The organism is Halomonas gemina (genome assembly GCF_023554995.1).
GTDB classification, from domain to species: Bacteria; Pseudomonadota; Gammaproteobacteria; order Pseudomonadales; family Halomonadaceae; genus Halomonas; species Halomonas gemina.
Window position 1 is genome coordinate 348,620 of the sequence record NZ_JAMJPK010000003.1, and the last position, 17,410, is coordinate 366,029.

Annotated in this window: 12 protein-coding genes and 3 pseudogenes; 4 read left to right on the forward strand and 11 right to left on the reverse strand. The window is 66.2% G+C overall.

Going from position 1 to position 17,410, the window contains the following annotated elements; all coding sequences use genetic code 11:
* Positions 1 to 133 precede the first annotated feature (133 nt).
* Positions 134 to 823 (forward strand): response regulator, encoded by a 690-nt coding sequence (locus tag M8009_RS08325; protein WP_250060360.1) that lies wholly within the window; start codon positions 134 to 136, stop codon positions 821 to 823.
* Here M8009_RS08325 and M8009_RS08330 read toward each other — a convergent pair.
* The gene (locus M8009_RS08330) at positions 815 to 2,179 is read right to left on the reverse strand and encodes an ATP-binding response regulator (protein ID WP_250060361.1); all 1,365 of its coding nucleotides are present in this window, start codon (positions 2,177 to 2,179) and stop codon (positions 815 to 817) included. The two genes, M8009_RS08325 and M8009_RS08330, sit on opposite strands and share 9 nt — an antisense overlap.
* Complete coding sequence (nosP, locus tag M8009_RS08335; protein WP_250060362.1) at positions 2,148 to 3,347, reverse strand: nitric oxide-sensing protein NosP; 1,200 nt, start codon at positions 3,345 to 3,347, stop codon at positions 2,148 to 2,150. Before nosP ends, M8009_RS08330 begins: the two co-directional genes overlap by 32 nt.
* A 226-nt stretch (positions 3,348 to 3,573) precedes the next feature.
* Between nosP and M8009_RS08340 the strand changes: the two genes are divergently transcribed.
* Positions 3,574 to 4,074 (forward strand): hypothetical protein, encoded by a 501-nt coding sequence (locus M8009_RS08340; protein ID WP_250060363.1) that lies wholly within the window; start codon positions 3,574 to 3,576, stop codon positions 4,072 to 4,074.
* 193 nt (positions 4,075 to 4,267) lie between these two features.
* Here the strand turns inward: M8009_RS08340 and pgi (M8009_RS08345) are convergent.
* The 7 genes and pseudogenes from pgi (M8009_RS08345) to M8009_RS08375 all read right to left on the reverse strand — a co-directional run.
* A pseudogene (pgi, locus tag M8009_RS08345) lies at positions 4,268 to 4,552 on the reverse strand (glucose-6-phosphate isomerase); the annotation flags it as partial.
* Positions 4,553 to 4,647: 95 nt separating this feature from the next.
* Positions 4,648 to 6,265: pseudogene (locus tag M8009_RS08350) on the reverse strand (transketolase family protein); the annotation flags it as partial.
* Between the two features lie 47 nt (positions 6,266 to 6,312).
* Positions 6,313 to 7,269 (reverse strand): annotated as a pseudogene (gene tal / locus M8009_RS08355) (transaldolase).
* Entirely contained in the window at positions 7,266 to 8,333 is a 1,068-nt protein-coding gene (locus M8009_RS08360) for a Gfo/Idh/MocA family protein (RefSeq protein ID WP_250060364.1), read from the reverse strand. Before M8009_RS08360 ends, tal begins: the two are co-directional and overlap by 4 nt.
* An 11-nt stretch (positions 8,334 to 8,344) precedes the next feature.
* Positions 8,345 to 9,187 (reverse strand): carbohydrate ABC transporter permease, encoded by an 843-nt coding sequence (locus M8009_RS08365; RefSeq protein WP_250060365.1) that lies wholly within the window; start codon positions 9,185 to 9,187, stop codon positions 8,345 to 8,347.
* Entirely contained in the window at positions 9,184 to 10,077 is an 894-nt protein-coding gene (locus M8009_RS08370; RefSeq protein WP_250060366.1) for a carbohydrate ABC transporter permease, read from the reverse strand. Before M8009_RS08370 ends, M8009_RS08365 begins: the two co-directional genes overlap by 4 nt.
* A gap of 80 nt (positions 10,078 to 10,157) precedes the next feature.
* Positions 10,158 to 11,522: an ABC transporter substrate-binding protein gene (locus M8009_RS08375; protein ID WP_250060367.1), complete on the reverse strand. Its 1,365-nt coding sequence runs from the start codon at positions 11,520 to 11,522 to the stop codon at positions 10,158 to 10,160.
* Between the two features lie 443 nt (positions 11,523 to 11,965).
* On the opposite strand from M8009_RS08375, the gene M8009_RS08380 reads away from it, so the two are divergent.
* Together M8009_RS08380 and xylB are read left to right on the forward strand one after the other, a co-directional pair.
* Positions 11,966 to 13,048: an ABC transporter ATP-binding protein gene (locus M8009_RS08380; protein ID WP_250060368.1), complete on the forward strand. Its 1,083-nt coding sequence runs from the start codon at positions 11,966 to 11,968 to the stop codon at positions 13,046 to 13,048.
* Between the two features lie 2 nt (positions 13,049 to 13,050).
* Positions 13,051 to 14,580 (forward strand): xylulokinase, encoded by a 1,530-nt coding sequence (gene xylB, locus M8009_RS08385; RefSeq protein WP_250060369.1) that lies wholly within the window; start codon positions 13,051 to 13,053, stop codon positions 14,578 to 14,580.
* Positions 14,581 to 14,658: 78 nt separating this feature from the next.
* Here the strand turns inward: xylB and mgrA are convergent, their stop codons facing one another.
* Together mgrA and pgi (M8009_RS08395) are read right to left on the reverse strand one after the other, a co-directional pair.
* Positions 14,659 to 15,693 carry an L-glyceraldehyde 3-phosphate reductase gene (mgrA, locus tag M8009_RS08390; RefSeq protein ID WP_250060370.1) on the reverse strand — a complete coding sequence of 345 codons (1,035 nt, stop codon included), beginning with the start codon at positions 15,691 to 15,693 and terminating at the stop codon, positions 14,659 to 14,661.
* A 4-nt stretch (positions 15,694 to 15,697) separates the two neighbouring features.
* Positions 15,698 to 17,371: a glucose-6-phosphate isomerase gene (gene pgi / locus M8009_RS08395; protein WP_250060371.1), complete on the reverse strand. Its 1,674-nt coding sequence runs from the start codon at positions 17,369 to 17,371 to the stop codon at positions 15,698 to 15,700.
* Positions 17,372 to 17,410: the final 39 nt, after the last annotated feature.

The following is a 17,410-nucleotide window of genomic DNA, read 5'->3' on the forward strand; positions in this document are numbered from 1 at the left end:
GTGACTCCTCACTGTTGTCGTTGTGGCGATACACCACCCAGTGTTGGTCAGCGGCGCCTTCTGCGACATACTCCGGTGGCAGGAGATAGCCTCCTCCTTCGGTAGGAGGCCAGAGGAGTCACGAGGATTGCCCATGCACACCCTGATGGTCGCCGATGACCATCCGCTGTTCCGCGAGGCGATCGCGGCGGTGATCGAAGCCGGCCTGCCCGACAGCCGGCTGCTGGAGGCGGAGAGCCTGGACGAGGCCCTGCGCCATGCCGGGGCCTGCGCGGAGCTCGACCTGGCGCTGCTCGACCTCGGCCTGCCCGACGCCAGCGGGCTCGAGGGCCTGCGGGCGCTGCGTGCGGCACACCCCTGGCTGCCGGTAGCGATCCTCTCGGCCGACCAGGAACGGCGCACCATCCTCGACGCCCTCGACCTGGGCGCGGTGGGCTACATCCCCAAGTCGACGGCGCGCCGAAGCCTTCTCGCGGCGCTGGCCCAGCTGCTCGAGGGCCAGGTCTACCTGCCACCGGACATCATGCGACGTTCCGCCGTCCCCCACCTCTCCGCCGCCGGGGCCGGGGCCGGCGCGCCCATGCCCGGCCCTCGATTTGCCGCGCTGACCGACAAGCAGCTCGAGGTGCTGATCCGCCTGAGCCACGGCGCCTCCAACAAGGTGATCGCCCGGGAGCTCGACATCGCCGAGACCACGGTGAAGACCCATGTCTCGGCGATCCTGCGCAAGCTCGGCGTGCCGGGCCGGGTCCAGGCGATCCTCGCCGCCAATGATGCCGACCTCGAGGCCCTGCTGGCCGAGCGCCACGGCCCATCACGCTGAGTCACCGCCCAACAGGTCGACCAGGGCCATGCGCAGCCGCAGCGGCTTCAGGGGCTTGAGCAGGCAGCCATAGCCCAGCTGCCGGGTCAGGCCCTTGATCGCCGCATCGTGGTTGGCGGTGATCACCAGCACCGGGAGCTCCGGCTGGCGCTCGCGCAGCCGCGCCGCCACCGCCAGGCCATCGGGGTCCTCCTCGCCCAGGTGGAAGTCGACGAGCAGCACGTCCGCGCGCGCTCCGGCGGCCTTGCCCTCCAGGTCGGCCAGCGAGGTCGCGGTCAACACCCGGCAGCCCCAGCCCTCGAGCAGCGCGGCCATCCCCGAACAGATGCCGGGATCATTGTCGATGACCCAGATCCGCGCCCCCTCCAGGACGACACCCAGCCCCGGCGAGGCTACCGTGGCCTGGGAAGGCGGCGATGTCATCGGCAATCGGCCATGGGGGACCAGCACCGAGAACAGCGAGCCGCGACCCGGCACGCTGGCCAGCCGCAGGGGGTGGTCGAGCATCCCCGCAATGCGATCGACGATGGCCAGCCCCAGCCCCAGGCCGCGATCCTCGGCGTCGCGAGTGCCGCCAAGGCGCTGGAACTCCTGGAAGATCGCCTCGCGCTGCGCCTCGGGAATCCCCGGCCCGCTGTCCCCCACCAGGATCTCGAGCCCCTCGGGGCGGCGGCGGCAGCCCAGCAGGATCTTGCCGCGCCCGGTGTAGCGGATGGCGTTGGTCAGGAAGTTGCGCACCACCCGGGCCAGCAGTGCCAGGTCCGAGGCGACAACCGCGCCGCTGCCCACATAGTGCAGCTCCAGTCCCCGGGCCGCGGCCATCTGGCGGTACTCCTCGGCCAGCACGTCGAGCAGCCGGGCGACGGGGAAGGGGGCAATGTCCGGCTCGAGCACCCCGGCATCGAGCCGCGAGATGTCCACCAGAGTGCCGAGCAGCGCCTCCACATCCTTGAGCGAGCGGCCGATATGGCCCACCAGCCGGGTCGAGGGCTCGGGCAGGCAGTGCTCCTCTAGGGCGCTGGTGAACAGCCGGGCGGCATTCAGCGGCTGCAGCAGGTCGTGGCTCACCGCGGCCAGGAAACGGGTCTTGGAGAGGTTGGCCGCCTCCGCCTCCGCCTTGGCGGCATGCAGCTCGGCGAGGGTGTGCTGCAGGGTCTCGGTACGCTCGCGCACCTGCTCGGCGAGCAGCACCGCATGCTCGAAGGCCGCATAGGGGGCGCCGCCCGCCACGCCCGCCGACTCCACGCGCTCCATCAGCGCCGAGGCGATCCGCCGCAGCCGGGCGTTCTCCTCCAGCAGCTCCCGCTCACGCGGGCCGGCGTCGTCAGGCGTCTGGCGTGGCCGGCCGAGATCCAATGGCGACCCCGGTGAAGGTCTGGTTGATGTGCATGCCATGGTGCTGCTCCCCGTAGGTGTTGAAGCCGATCACCCGCGAACGGCCCAGCAGACGTGAGGCCGGGGCCACCAGTCCCAGGGCCTCCAGCTCGAGCCGGCGCAGGAAGCAGTCGCAGCCGATGATCAGCGCCGGCTCGCCGAGCCGCGCGGTGAGCCCGGCCAGAACCGCCTCGAGGTCCTCCAGCAGCGGGGCCGGCTGCATGGCGGTGAGCACGATGCCGTTCTCCACGGCGCAATAGAAGCTGAGGCTGCCGTCGTCGTTGACCCGCTGGATGGAGCGCACGAAATGCGACTCGCCCAGGCGCACCGCCAGCGGGTGGCGGGCGAACACCTCAGGCGCCAGGGACTCGACCGGCAGGCCCACCAGCCGGGCGTATTCCTCGGCGGCCGGCAGGGCGTTGAGCTCCAGCACCCGGCGACGCTCGCGGTCGGCGCGGGTGACCACCAGCTTCTCCTCCCGCGGGCGCAGGTGGTGGGTGGTGAAGACCTCGAACGGCAGCCGGGTGTTGATCATCACCACCACCGCCGCCTGGCCATGGAAGCGACCCTCGGCATGCACGTGGGTGTGGGCCAGGCGGTTGTCGTCGCCGGCCGAGCCGCCGAAGCTGGGGATGCGCCCCAGGGCGGCGTCCAGGGTCGCCAGCACCTGCTCCTCGCAGCTGGAGAGGCCATCGAGCAGGGTCAGGGCGAAGCTGTGCTCCCCCACCGGGGCCAGGGCGCGCTCGCGGCAGTCGTCGAGCAGGCCGTCGACCAGCCGCTGGGCTCGGATCAGGTCGAAGCCCGCCAGGTCCTCGACCAGCGCGCAGGAGACGGCGAAGTGGCGACGGTCGAGGCCGATGGCGACGATGCAGCCCCGTCCGTAGCCCTCCGGGGTGATCTCCCCGGCGGTGGTGCAACCCGCCACGGCCACGCCCTCGAAGGCCGCATTGAGGGCCGTGGAGAGCGCCGCCAGGGGATACTCGGCGCTGCAGAAGAACAGCACGAAGCCGAGCTCGGCATGGCGGAGGGCCCCGGCGAGTTCCTGTGCCGCACCCTCCGGGTCCCGCCGGCGGCTGACCGCGGTTCGCAGGGGCGCCTCTGGCTCCAGCCTGCCCTCAGGCAGGGGCATGGCGGGGGAAAGATCGAGCATCTCGGCCTGCCTCTGGGGTTTCCGGCAGTGTATGTCGGCGGAGCGAGCGGCGACAACGCCGGCCTGCGGCCGGGGCAGGCGCTCCCGGCACGGTCATGAGACTCTTGGTACTTTTTACTGATCCAGGGACGAAATTGATCGACGTCAGGGGTTGACCCGAACCCTGAGGGCTACCTTATCTGGACGGTGCCCGGAAGAGGCCCGGAAGACAATAAAGGAGCTAGCCATGCCTGCCATCACCCCCGGGACACAAGCCCGCCCATGCCCCGCAGACGAGCAACTGCTGCTGGCCCACGAACACGAGTCACGCGAGATGGAGCGCTATCGCGGCCTGGCACTGAGCTTCCTGCCCACTCATCCCCACGTCAGCCGCCTGATGGCCGCGCTGGGCATCGAGTGCGAACAGCGCATCGCCGCCCTGGAGGCGCTGGCCGAGCAGCTGAAACTGAGTCAGTTCCTGCTAACCCGACCTTCCCGCCACCCAGCGCTACCGGGGGCAAGCCAACTTCACCTGTTCATTACCGACGACACCATGGCCTGCCAGGCGCTGAGCCACGCCCTGGCCGTCGCCCACTACTCGCGGCGATTCAGCGAACTGATGGCCCGCTACTGCCAGCTGCCGGCGCTCGACGCCCTGCTCGCGCAGTTCATCGACCACAAGCGCACCGCTTGCCAGCTGCTCGAGGAGGCTCAGGCAGGGGCCTACGGCGCTTCAGCCCGGGCCTGACCCCCGGCATCCTGCGGATGCCGGCGCTCGGATAACCCCGCCGCTTTGCCGCTCCGTCCATCCGCCGCCTTCAACGACCCGTCGAAGCCTTGCGCGACCTGCGACGGGGCCTTCCGGCCTCGTCCTTGTCACGTGCAGGCGGAGTGGTGCCCGACGGATCGCCGCCCGACGCGAAGTGTCCGCGCACCAGCGCCAACAGGCCCTGGGAGGAGAAGGTCTTGGTGGAGACGATGGACAGGCTGGTGGCCGGGTCGAGGCGGCTGAGCACCTTCTGGATGTGGGCGCCGTCGACGTTGGAGACGAAATGGAAACTGAGCTCGGGATGGCGGTACTTGAGCAGCGCCCGGCAGGCCATGTTGGGGCCCAGGTCCGAGCCGCCGATGCCGATGTTGACCACATCCTTGATGCGCTGGCCATCGAAGCCCGTCCACTCGCCGCTGCGCACCGCCTCGGAGAAGGCGCGGATCTGCTCGCGGGACAGCTTGGCGAGTTACTGGTGAAGGAGTACATCCGCCAGGTGCTTGCCTTGACGGGGCCGCGTGGCTCGCGAATCAGCCAACACCGTCTGTGGCCGACCTCGGCGCCGGTGGCGATCAGGATCAGCTCCGGCGTGCCCTCACTGTTCTTGAGCACGTAACCGCCACGCTGGATGTCGGCCAGCTGCTGCTTGCTGCGCGCCTGGTGGGGCAGGTTCTGGCGCGACAGCACCAGGGCGGTGGGGCCGGCATGGCGCTTGAGGGCGGCGTTCCAGGCGGCGGCAGTCTCCACGGTGTCGCAGGGTCGCCAGGTGGAGAGATTGGGTGTGGAACGTAGGGTGGTAAGTTGCTCGATTGGCTGGTGGGTGGGGCCGTTCTCACCCAGGCCGATGGAGCCGTGTGTGAAGACATAAATGGCCTGCTGGCCCATCAACGCCGCCATGCGCACGACATTACGCATGTATTCCATGAAAATCAGGAAGGTGGCGCCATAGGGGATGAAGCCACCGTGGACGGAGATGCCGTTCATGATGGCGCCCATACCGAACTCGCGCACACCGTAGTGCAGGTAGCTGCCGTCGGGAGAGCCTTCAGCGGGGTTGTAGGAAGAGCCATCAGCTGAATGGCTTGAAGAGCCGGCTGAGATGACTCGGGCGCCGTCCCAGAAGGTCAGGTTGGAGGGCGCCAGGTCGGCACTGCCGCCGAGCAGCTCGGGCAGCTGCGGGCCCAGGGAGTTGAGGCAGTTGAGCGACGCCTTGCGGGTGGCGATGGTCTTGCCCTGCGCCTGGGCTTGCTCGATGAGGGCCTCGCTGGTGATCTCGCTGGGCAGCAGGCCCTTCAGGCGGCGCTGGAATTCCCGGGCCAGTTCCGGGAAGGCCTCGGCGTAGCGGTCAAAGCGGCTCTCCCATTCGTTCTCCAACTGGGCGCCGCTCCGTGGCACTCCTCCTTGCCTTGCTTGTTGGGCGCGCCGAAGCCGATGATGGTCTTGCAGATGATCAGGCTGGGCTGGTCATCCTGGTCGCGGGCCTGCTCGAGGGCGGCTTTGACCGCCGCAGGATCGTGGCCGTCGACGGCGGGCACCACCTGCCAGCCGAAGGCCTCGAAGCGCCCCGCGGTGTCGTCGGTAAACCAGCCCTTGACCTCGCCGTCGATGGAGATGCCATTGTCGTCGTAGAAGACGATCAGCTTGCCGAGCTTTTGAGTACCGGCCAGCGAGCAGACCTCGTGGGAAATGCCTTCCATCAGGTAGCCGTCGCCGACGAAGCACCAGGTGTGGTGGTCAACGATAGTGTAACCAGGGCGATTGAACTGAGCCGACAGGGTGCGCTCGGCCAGCGCCATGCCCACGGCGTTGGCCAGGCCCTGGCCCAGCGGCCGGTGGTGGTTTCCACGCCCGGCGTATAGCCCCGCTCGGGGTGGCCCGGGGTGCGCGAGTACAGCTGCCGGAAGTGCTGAAGGTCCTTAAGGCCCAAGTCATAGCCCGTGAGGTGGAGCAGCGAGTAGAGCAGCATCGAACCGTGGCCATTGGAGAGCACGAAGCGGTCGCGGTCGGCCCAGTGCGGGTCGGCCGGATTGTGCTTGAAGACGTCATTCCAAAGCACCTCGGCGATGTCGGCCATGCCCATGGGGGCGCCGGGGTGGCCGGACCCAGCCTTCTGGACGGCGTCCATGGATAGCGCGCGGATAGCGTTGGCCAGTTCAAAACGTGACGCCATGGGGGTTCCCAGTCGGTGGCTGGTTGGCGGTTCAGGCGGTGACGAGGTCAGAGGGTCGCCAATCGCTCGGCAATCTGCTCCTCGAGGCGTTCCTGATCCTCAGCGAAGCGGCGGATGCCCTCGGCCAGCTTGTCGTTGGCCATGGCGTCCTGGTTGTGGCCCCAACGGAAGGCGGGCTCATCCAGCGGCGCAGGCCGCTCACCGGCGGCGGGTATCTCCACCGACCGGGGAACGTCGCCCTGCTCTGCCGCCAGTTTCTCGAGCAGCTCCGGCGAGATGGTCAGCCGCGGACAGCCGGCCAGCGCCAGCACCTGACCCAGGGTGCGAAAGCTCGCGCCCATCACCACGGTGTCGTAACCTCCGCGTCCGACCCGCTCGCAGACGCCGCGGACGAACTGGACACCCGGATCCTCATCGGGTGCATAGTCACGGCCGGTGGTCTGCTTGTACCAGTCTGTTACTCGACCGACAAAGGGCGAGACCAGGAAGACTCCCGCATCGAAGCAGGCCTGGGCCTGGGCCTCGCTGAACAGCAGGGTCAGGTTGCACTGGATGCCCTCGCGCTCCAGTCGCTCGGCGGCGCGAATGCCCTCCTAGGTGGAGGCGAGCTTGATCAGCACGCGATCGCGACCGACGCCACGCCTATCATAGAGCTCGATCAGCTCATGGGCCTTGCGGATGCTGGCCTCCTTATCGAAGGAGAGTCTTGCCGCCACCTCGGTGGAGATCCGCCCCGGAATGATCTTGGCGATCTCGGCTCCCTTGGCAACGGCCAGGCGATCCACCGACTGCTCCAGACGCGCTTCGGGATCGGCGACCTCGGCCTTGACGGCGGCGAGTTCTTCGTCGATCAGCGTCTGGTAGCCTGGCAAGTCGAAGGCCTTGAGCAGCAGCGAGGGATTGGTAGTGGCGTCATGGGGCTGGTAGCGCTTGATGGCGTCCAGGTCGCCGGTGTCGGCGACCACCAGGGAGTGCTGACGAAGGGCGTCGAGTTGATGTGTCATGGAGTATCTTCCTCGAATGGGTGATCGGTCGGGTCAGGCGTAGTGATCGGCCGGGTTCTGACGATAACGGGCGTAGGGCTGCTAATCGGCTGATGCGCTTCCAGTGACTGGCGGCAGGCCTCGATCAGGCGGGCCTGGTCGGTGAGTTCCGCGGTGGGGTCCGGGGCGGGCCGGTCGCCCAGCACCCAGGCGGAAAAGGCCTCGACCTGGGCGGGATACTGATCGCCGTAAACGAACTCGCTGCGCCGGCGGCGCTGCTCATCGGTGATCACCAGCTCGCCCACGCCGCCCTGCTTGTCCGGACGGAAGGCCATGGGTACAAGCAGGGTACCGTGGGTGCCAACCACCTCGTAGCGGTTGACCATGGCCTGCTCAAAGCTCGAGCTGAACTCAGCCTGGCGACCGTCGGCGTAGCGCAGGATGCCGCTGGCGGTAACGTCCACCCCCAGCTCACTCGGGACCCGGCCAAGCACGCTGACCTGATCGGGCATGCCCAGAAGGCGCCGGATCACGTCGAGGGGATAGCAGCCCACGTCGTGGAGGCTGCCGCCGGCCGAGTCACGCTCGAGGCGGATATTGGTCGCGGTCGTGTCGAGCAGGAAGGAGAACTGGCCGCGGACCAGACGCACCTCGCCGATCTCGCCGCTCTCCAGGATCTCCCTGACCCGGGTGTGCTGAGGGTGATGGCGGTACATATAGCCCTCCATCAGGCAGACGCCGGCCTGGTCGCACGCGGCTTGCATGCTGCGTGCTTCTCGGGCGGTGAGGGCGGCGGGCTTCTCGCATAGCACATGCTTGCCGTGCCGTGCCGCCTTGATCACCCAGCGCGCATGCAGGCTGTTGGGTAGAGGCACATAGACGGCATCGATCTCGGGGTCTTCCAACAACGCGAGGAAGCTGTGGTAGGCGCGGGGAATGGCGAATTGGCCGGAGACGTCGCAGGCCTTGCCACTCTCGCTGGCAATGGCCAGCAAACGGGCGTTGGGGGCCGCCTGGATCGCCGGAATCATCGCCTTCCTGGCGATGCCCGCGGTACTCAGGATGCCCCAGCGTAGCTGTCGCATGGAGGGTCCCCTTATCCCTTCACGGCGCCGGCAGTCATGCCGGAGACGATGTAGCGGTTGGCCAGCAGGGCGAAGATGATCACCGGCAGCACGATCAGGCTGGCGTAGGCGGCGATCACCCCGTACTGGGCGCCGGCCTCGACACCGCCCATGAAGCGGGTGATGCCCACCGTCAACGGCTGGGCGTCGCTGCCCGCCAGGAAGAGCGCGAAGAGATACTCGTTCCAGGACATGATGAACACTAGGATCGCCAGGGCATTGAGACCGGGACGCACCACCGGCAAGGAGATACTCCAGAAGAGCTTCCAGGGACCACAGCCGTCGACGATGGCGGCCTCCTCCATCTCCTTGGGGACGTTCTCGAAGAAGCCCACCATCATCCACACCGCGAAGGGGATATGGATCGCCAGGTGGGCCAGCAGCAGCCCGGTGCGCGAACCGGAAAGGCCCAGGTCAACGAAGATCAGGAACAGGGGCAGCGCGAGCACCACATGGGGCAGGAAGCGCATCGCCAGCACGGCGAAGGACAGCGCCCCGCGCACCCGCGGACGCAGCTTGTTGAGGCCATAGGCCATGGGCACGCAGACCACCACCGAGATGATCACCGCCGCAACCGAGATGATCAGGCTGTTACGGAAGAAGAACCAGAAGTCGCCGGCACTGAAGGCGGTGGTGAAGTTCTCGAGGGTAAACTCGCTCATGGTCAGCAAGGCCAGCGGCGAGCGGAACATGGCGGTCTCATTGAAGGCCGCGGCCAACAGGACCACCGGTGGCATCAGCGAGATGATCAGCCAGAGTGTGAGACCGGCATACTGGCCGCCCAGCAGCAGGTTGGCTTTCTGTCGATCGTTCATGCGCTGGCCTCCTTGTTGACCTTGTAGACCTTGATATAGAGCCAGGCGACCACGGCCATGATCATGAACATGGTGAAGGCGATGGTGTTGGCCATGCCCATGTCCTGGTTGGCGATGCCGCGGTTGTAGGCCAGGATGCTCATCACCGTCGTCGAACGCCCGGGGCCGCCGCCGGTCATGGTGAAGACCATGTCGAACTCGCGGAAGGCGCTGGTCATGATGATGATCGACACGAACAGGATGTGGGCGCGAATCATCGGCAGCACCACATGCCAGAGCGTCTGGAAGGCGCCGGCGCCATCCACCCGGGCAGCCTCGTACATCTCGTCGGGGATCGTGGTCAGGGCCGCGTAGAGCACCAGGATGGCCATCGGGATCAGGTGCCAGGCATTGGTCAGTGCCGTGGCGAACAGCGCCGTGGCACTGTCGGTCAGCCAGTAGGGGCCCTCGATGCCGATCAGGCCCAGCAGCTGATTGATCACGCCGAAATCCGGCTCCCACATGAAGAGTCGCCAGGTGATACCGACGATCACCGGGGTCATCACGAAGGGCATCAGGAAAAGCGCCATCCAGCCGGCCTTGAAGCGGATACGCTTGCCGCTGAGCAGGAAGGCCACCAGCATGCCGACGATCAGGCAGCCGAGAGTATTAGCCAGAGTGAAGAGCAGTGTCACCTTCACCGAGTTAATGAACAGCGGATCGGTCCAGGCACGGGCGTAGTTCTCCAGGCCGACGAACCACTGGTTGTTGAAGTCGTAGAGGAAGACGTCATGGAGGCTGAAGCGCGCCGCGATGCCCAGGGGAAAGGCCACGATCAGTATCATGGCCACCAGGCCGGGCAGCACGAAGTACCAGCCTCGCGTATAGCGATTGAGACTATTATTTTGCATCGATTTTACCTCGAAGGGTCGCGGGATCACCGAGTGAAAATCCAGCCGGCACCCGTAGGCACCGACCGGCCATCATCCCGTTATCTTTCGAGATAACCGGCGCGCTGGAAGGTGCGCCGCATATTGTCGACCCAGCGATCCTGCGCCTGTTCCGGGGTCAGGTCGCCACTGAGCACGTCGGTGGCGAAGTCCACGGTACCCTGCCACATGGCGGTGCCGTACTCGGGAATCCCCTGGCGAACGAAGACGTGCTCCAGGGTCTGCTCATAGGCGGGCAGGAAGTCGGCATAATGCGGCTCGAGGTTGCGCAGCTCCTCGCTTTCGAAGTGCGCCTTGCGTGAGAACTGCTTGGTGCGTTTACCCCACTCGATCTCGTTGTCCTGCAGCATCCACTTGAGGAACTTGAAGGACTCCTCGGCGTTATCGGTATCGAGGACGAAGACACCGCCACCGCCCAGGAAGGGCACGCCCTGCTCATAACCCTTGAGGTTGCCCTCGAATTCGGGCAACGGCTGGTAGTGGACATTGCCCGCGGCCTCACCCTGGGGGTCTTCCACGGTGGAGAGCCCCTGGGGCCACATGGTGGCCATCGCCAGGCGGCCGTCGCGGAAATAGCTCAGACCCTCGAGGAAGTCCCAGTTGCGTGCCGCGGGTGGCGCCACATCGTTGGCCAGGTCGACGAAGAGATTGGCGGCATCGACCAGGATCGGATGGTCGAGATCCGGCTCGTAATCCTCGTTCCAGCCTTCCAGGCCGGTGGAGTAGAGCATCACGATAAAGCTGCGCGCCACCCCGCTACCGGCGCCCAGGGCGTCGGTCCAGCCGTAGAGGTCATGCTCCAGGGTCTCGCCGGCCACCGTTTCCCCCTCCTCGCGGGTGAAGAACTCGGCCACCTCGTAGAGCTCCTGCCATGTCTGAGGGACCTCGAGCTCGCGACCGTACTGCTCCTTGAACGCTGCCTTTTCATCGGGGTGCTCGAAGTAGTCCTCGCGGGCGATCAGCATCGGGGCGGCCGGCGTAGTGGGCAGGGCAATGATCTCGCCGGGACGCGAACTGCTTTCCATGTGGGATTCGCGGATACGTTCCGGGTAGGCGTCGACGTCGAAGTCGTACTTCTCGATGTAGGGCGTCAGGTCGACGACATGGTCCTTGAAACTGCCGAACCAGCCAGGGCTGTGATAGCCCATGTCCCAGCGGCCAGTGCCACCGATGGCCTCGATGGACATGCGGTCGCGTAACTGGTCCGGCGGCAGGATCTCACCCTCCACCTTGATACCGGTCTGGCGTTCGTACTCCGGGGCGAAGTAGTCGACCACGGCATCGGCTTCTTCACCGGGATGCAAGGCCCAGCGGATGGTGACGTCGTCCTGGGCCAGGGCAGCAAGACTGGTGGTGGCCATGGCCAGGCCCAGCCCCGTGGCACAGAGTCGGTGTGGTGTTGTCATCTTGCGATCTCCTGGTTAATTGTTGTAGTGCAGCAAATCCTGTCGCACCCCAAAGCGAAAGATACCCGCGCAAGGTATTCAGCTCACAGCGCTCAGGAAAGCGTCACAGGCGAAAATTGCGAATCGCCTGGGAACAACATAGCGGATTTGCAGAATCGTGTCAGCAAGCGTTATTAGTAGGCTATGGTGAGGTGAAGCCCGGACGGCAGGGGAGTGAAAATCACACTACGAAAGACGAGGGAATAGCCCTAAAAAATCACAAAAAAACAAAAACATATAAGAAATCTGCACAGCGTCTGACAGTCTTATTTCCACCTTGTCATGCGGGATTGAAAAGCAAGGACGCCGCCTTTTCTACGACCAATGTCTAACGAACAAGCGCCCAATTCTGCTCGCCATACGACAATTTCCATCAATATAGACCAAAGTAGGGTATAACAATCATGGCTAACATCACGCTCAACAACATCCAGAAACGCTTCGGTGATGAAGAAGTCATCCATGGCGTCGACTTCGAGATCAAGGACGGCGAATTCGTCATCCTGGTGGGCCCCTCGGGCTGCGGCAAGTCGACCCTGCTGCGCATGATCGCCGGCCTCGAATCGATCAGCGGCGGTGACGTGCTGATCGGTGACAAGGTGGTCAACGACATGCCGCCCAAGGCCCGCGATATCGCCATGGTCTTCCAGAGCTATGCGCTCTATCCGCACATGACGGTCGCCGAAAACATGGGTTTCTCGCTCAAGCTGTCGAAGGTCGACAAGGCCCAGATCCAGGAAAAGGTCAATGCCGCGGCGGATATCCTCAACCTCGGCGCCCTGCTCAAGCGCTACCCGCGTGAACTCTCCGGCGGCCAGCGCCAGCGGGTGGCCATGGGTCGCGCCATCGTACGTGATCCCCAGGTCTTCCTGTTCGACGAACCCCTCTCCAACCTCGATGCCAAGCTGCGGGTCTCCATGCGTACCGAGATCAAGGAACTCCACCAGCGCCTGAAGACCACCACCGTCTACGTCACCCACGACCAGATCGAGGCCATGACCATGGCCGACCGCATCGTCGTTCTGCATGAGGGATACGTCCAGCAGATGGGGACCCCACTGGAGCTCTATGACAGCCCCGCCAACCTCTTCGTGGCCAGCTTCATGGGCAGCCCGGGGATGAACCTGATCCACGGCTGGCCCAAGGAGGATGGCCGCTTCGAGGTTCGGGGCGGCGGGCACCTGCCCATGGGCGAGCTGGAGACCGGCAAGCGCCCCAGCGACACCATCTACGGCATCCGCCCCGAGGACATCACCCTGACCGACGAGGGCGTGCCGGTGGAGGTCATCTCGGTGGAACCCACCGGAGCCGAGATCCATGTCGTGGCGAGGCTCGGTGACCAGCACATCACCGTGGTCTTCCGCGAACGCCACGACGTGCACCCAGGCGAGACCATTCACCTGGCGCTGGACCTCGACAAGGTCCATCTCTTCGATGCCGACAGCGGCGAGCGGATCGCCTGGCATCCCACCACCCGGGCCGCCTGAGCATGACAGACGTCAGAACATTTCTCGGTCTGGATGTCGGCACCAGTGCGCTGAAGGGCGTACTGGTGGACCATGAGCAGCGACTGCTGGCCACGGCCAGCGCGGACTACCCCATCTCGCACCCCGGGCCGGGCCGGGCGGAACAATCGCCGACCCTGTGGTGGCAGGCCCTGGAAACCGTCATGGCCGAGCTGCGCCACCTTAGCCCCGAGGCGCTCGCCCAGGTTGCCGGCATCGGCCTCTCGGGACAGATGCACGGCCTGGTGCTTCAGGAGGCGAGCGGGGAATCCCCGCGACCGGCGATCCTCTGGAACGATGGTCGCGCCGACCGCGAGAGCCGCGAGCTCAACCGACAACTTCCCTGGCTCGGCGAACGTACCGGCATCGGCGCCATGCCTTCCTTCTGGCCCGCCAAGCTGCGCTGGCTGGCGCAACACGACCCCGCCGCGCTGAACGAGGCCAGCCACCTGCTGCTGCCCAAGGACCAGCTGCGCTGGCGCCTGAGTGGCGAGTGGATTACCGACAGATGCGACGCCTCGGGCACCCAACTGCTGGATCAGGCCGAGCGTGACTGGTGCGACGACCTGCTGGCCGAGCTCGGCATCGACCGCGAGCGGTTGCCGCGGCTTGTCGAGGGCAGCGAGGTGGGAGGCATTCTGGCGCCCTCACTGGCGGCGCGCTGGGGCCTGCCCGAGGGAGTAATCATCGCCGGCGGATCCGGCGACGTGGCCGCCGGCGCCGTGGGCATCGGCGCCATCGACGAGGGCGACGCCTTCCTGACCCTGGGCACCTCAAGCCAGGTGTTCGTCAGCACCGAGGGCTACCGGCCGCGCCCGGACCAGTGCCTGCATGCCTTTTCCCACGCCCTGCCCGGACGCTGGTTCCAGATGGCCGCCATGCTCACCGGCGCCTCGGCGCTGGACTGGGCGGCGAAATTGACCGGCCTGTCCATCGAGCAGGCCCTGGCCCTGGCCGAGCGGGAACCCGCCGGACCGGTCGGGGTGATCTTTCTGCCCTACCTGAATGGCGAACGCACCCCCCATGACGACCCCCAGGCCCGCGGGGTGCTCTTCGGCCTCACCCCGGCCAGTGGCCAGGGCGAGGTGATCAGGGCGGTGCTCGAAGGGATCGGCTACAGCCTGCGAGAGGCGCGTGAGGTCATCGAGGGCGCCGGTACGCCCATCGAGCGACTCGCGGTCATCGGTGGCGGCACGCGAAGCCGCTACTGGTTAAGGCTGCTGGCCAGCATCATTGACCGCCCCCTGGTGCGCTATCGCGACAGCGAGACCGGTCCCGCCTTCGGTGCCGCTCGTCTAGCCAGGCTGGCGGTCACCGGCGAGCCGATGGCAACGGTCTGCCAACGGCCACCCATCGATGAGATCTTCGAGCCCGACCCGACGTTGGTCGAGCGCTACGCTGGTGCCTACCCGCGTTACCGTGAGCTCTATCGGTCGCTCGCCCCGCTGTTCGCGCAGTCCGCAAGCGAAGTGCCGGCCAGCGAGTCAGATTCAACGCCTATCACGACGAAGTAAGACGTCGTCTATCGCGACCTGCCGCCTGGTTAGCATCGAAAGACGAGGACCGGAGGCGCCCTTCGTCATGGCTCGGCGTCATAGATCGGAGGATTTTCCCCAGAGGTTGATGCCGGCATCGAAGACGGACTGGGCGTCGATCTCGGCGAGTTCCTCGGCACTGAACGCCAGGTTATCCAGGGCGGCCACGTTGTCCTCCAGTTGCTCGACCCGGCTCGCGCCGAGCAGTACCGAGGTGACCCGTGAATCACGGAGCAACCAGGCCAGTGCCATCTGTGCCAGGCTCTGTCCTCGACGCCGGGCGATGGCATCGAGCGCCCTCGCCCGGGCCAGGTTGTCGTCACTCAGGTGTTCGGGACGCAGGGAACCGCCACCGGGCTGGTTGATGCGCGCCGACTCCGGCACTCCCTCCAGATACTTGTCGGTGAGCAGACCCTGGGCCAGCGGGGTAAAGGCGATGCAGCCCATGCCCTCGGCCTGCAGGGTCTCGAGGAGCTCCTCCTCCACCCAGCGGTTGAAGAGATTGTAGGAGGGCTGGTGGATCAGGCAGGGCAGGCCGCGCTCGCGCAGCAGGCCGACGATCTCCCGGGTCCGAGGCGCCGAGTAGGAAGAGACCCCCACGTAGAGCGCCTTGCCCTGCTCCACCGCGCTGACCAGGGCGCCGGCGGTTTCCTCGGGAGGGGTAGCGGGGTCCACGCAGTGGGAGTAGAAGATATCCACGTAGTCGAGGCCCATCCGCGAGAGGCTCTGGTCCAGGCTGGCCAGCAGCGACTTGCGTGAGCCTCCCTGGCCATGGGGGCCCGGCCACATGGGGTATCCCGCCTTGGTGGAGATGATCAGCTCATCGCGATAAGGCAGGAAGTCTTCCCGCATCAGGCGACCGAAATTGCGCTCGGCACTGCCCGGCGGCGGTCCATAGTTGTTGGCCAGATCGAAGTGGATGATGCCCAGGTCGAAGGCGCGGCGCAGCAGGTGGCGCTGGTTGTCGAGGGCATCGACATCGCCGAAGTTGTGCCATAGCCCCAGCGAGAGCGCGGGGAGCAGGAGGCCACTGCGCCCACAGCGGCGATAGTGCATGTCCTCGTAGCGCGAGGCATCGGCCTGATAAGGCATCACATCACTCCTTTCGGGTCTTCTTCTTGCCGCTGCGTGGCTTGGCGGCGCCCGTATCCTCGCCTTGCGAGCGGGGAGACGTAAAGTGCCCGCGCACCAGCGCCAGCAGGCCCTGGGTGGAGGCGTCGAAGTCCTGGCTGTGGGCGTCGATGCGTTCGCTGATCTCGCCGGCGATGCGCTTGCCCAGCTGCACGCCCCACTGGTCGAAGGAGTTGATGTTCCAGATCACCCCCTGGACGAACACCTTGTGCTCGTAGAGCGCGATCAGCGCGCCGAGGGTCTTCGGCGTCAGCTCGTCGAGCAGCAGCACGCTGGAGGGGCGGTTGCCCGGGCAGCTGTAGGGGTCGGGCCGGCTGCCGCTTCCCTCGCCCCCCTTGAGGCTGCCCTCCATGAAGGCGTTGGCCTGGGCCAGCATGTTGGTGAGCAGCGCGAAGTGGTGCTCCTCCATGCCCGGCTCGGGCTTGAGCGAGGCGATGAAGTCGATGGGTACGTAGCGGGTGCCCTGGTGCAGCAGCTGGAAGAAGGCGTGCTGGCCATTGGAGCCGGTCTGGCCCCAGACGATGGGCCCGGTCTTGTAGTCCACCGGGTGGCCGAAGATGTCCACCGACTTGCCGTTGGACTCCATGTCGAGCTGCTGCAGGAAGGCCGGCAGCTGATGCAGCGCCTGGTCGTAGGGCACGATGGCCTGGGTCTCGGCGCCCTGGAAGTTGATGTGCCAGATGCCGATCAGCGCCATCAGCACCGGCATGTTCTCGGCGAAGGGCGCGGCGAGGAAGTGCTGGTCCATCTCGTAGGCGCCCTCGAGCAGTTCCATGAAGCCCTCGAAGCCGATGGAGAGCGCGATGGGCAACCCGATGGAGGACCACATCGAGTAGCGCCCGCCGACCCAGGCCCAGAACTCGAAGACGTTCTCCTCGCGGATGCCGAATTCCATGGCCGCCGCCTTGTTGGTGGAGGCGGCGATGAAGTGCGCCCCCACGTCGGCGTCGGGGCCGGCGTTGTCGAGGAACCAGCGCCGCGCGGTATGGGCGTTGAGCAGCGTCTCCTGGGTGGAGAAGGTCTTGGTGGAAACGATGAACAGGGTGGTGGCCGGGTCGAGGCGGCTGAGCACCTTCTGGATGTGCGCGCCGTCGACGTTGGAGACGAAATGGAAACTGAGCTCGGGATGGCGGTACTTGAGCAGCGCCCGGCAGGCCATGTTGGGGCCCAGGTCCGAGCCGCCGATGCCGATGTTGACCACATCCTTGATGCGCTGGCCATCGAAGCCCGTCCACTCGCCGCTGCGCACCGCCTCGGAGAAGGCGCGGATCTGCTCGCGGGTGCGCTGGATCTCCGGCATCACGTCCTTTCCGTCGACCTTGAGCGGCCCATCGCCGAGGTTGCGCAGGGCCGTATGGAGGACGGGCCGGTCCTCGGTGACGTTGATGATGTCGCCGGAGAACATCTGGGCGCGGCGCTGGACGAGTGCGGAGTGCTCGGCGAGCTCGATCAGGGTCTCGAGCACCTCATCGGAGACCGGCTGCTTGGAGTAGTCGAGGAAGAGCCCGCCGACGCGCAGGCTCATCTTCTCGAAGCGCTTGGGATCGGCGGCGAAATAGTCGCGGATGCGGTCGTTGGCGGTGGTCTGCTGCAGGCCCTCGAGGGCCTGCCAGGTGATGCTGCGGGTGAGCTGGAACATGGGATGAAACCTCTGCCTGTTGTCGGGGGGGGAATGCGA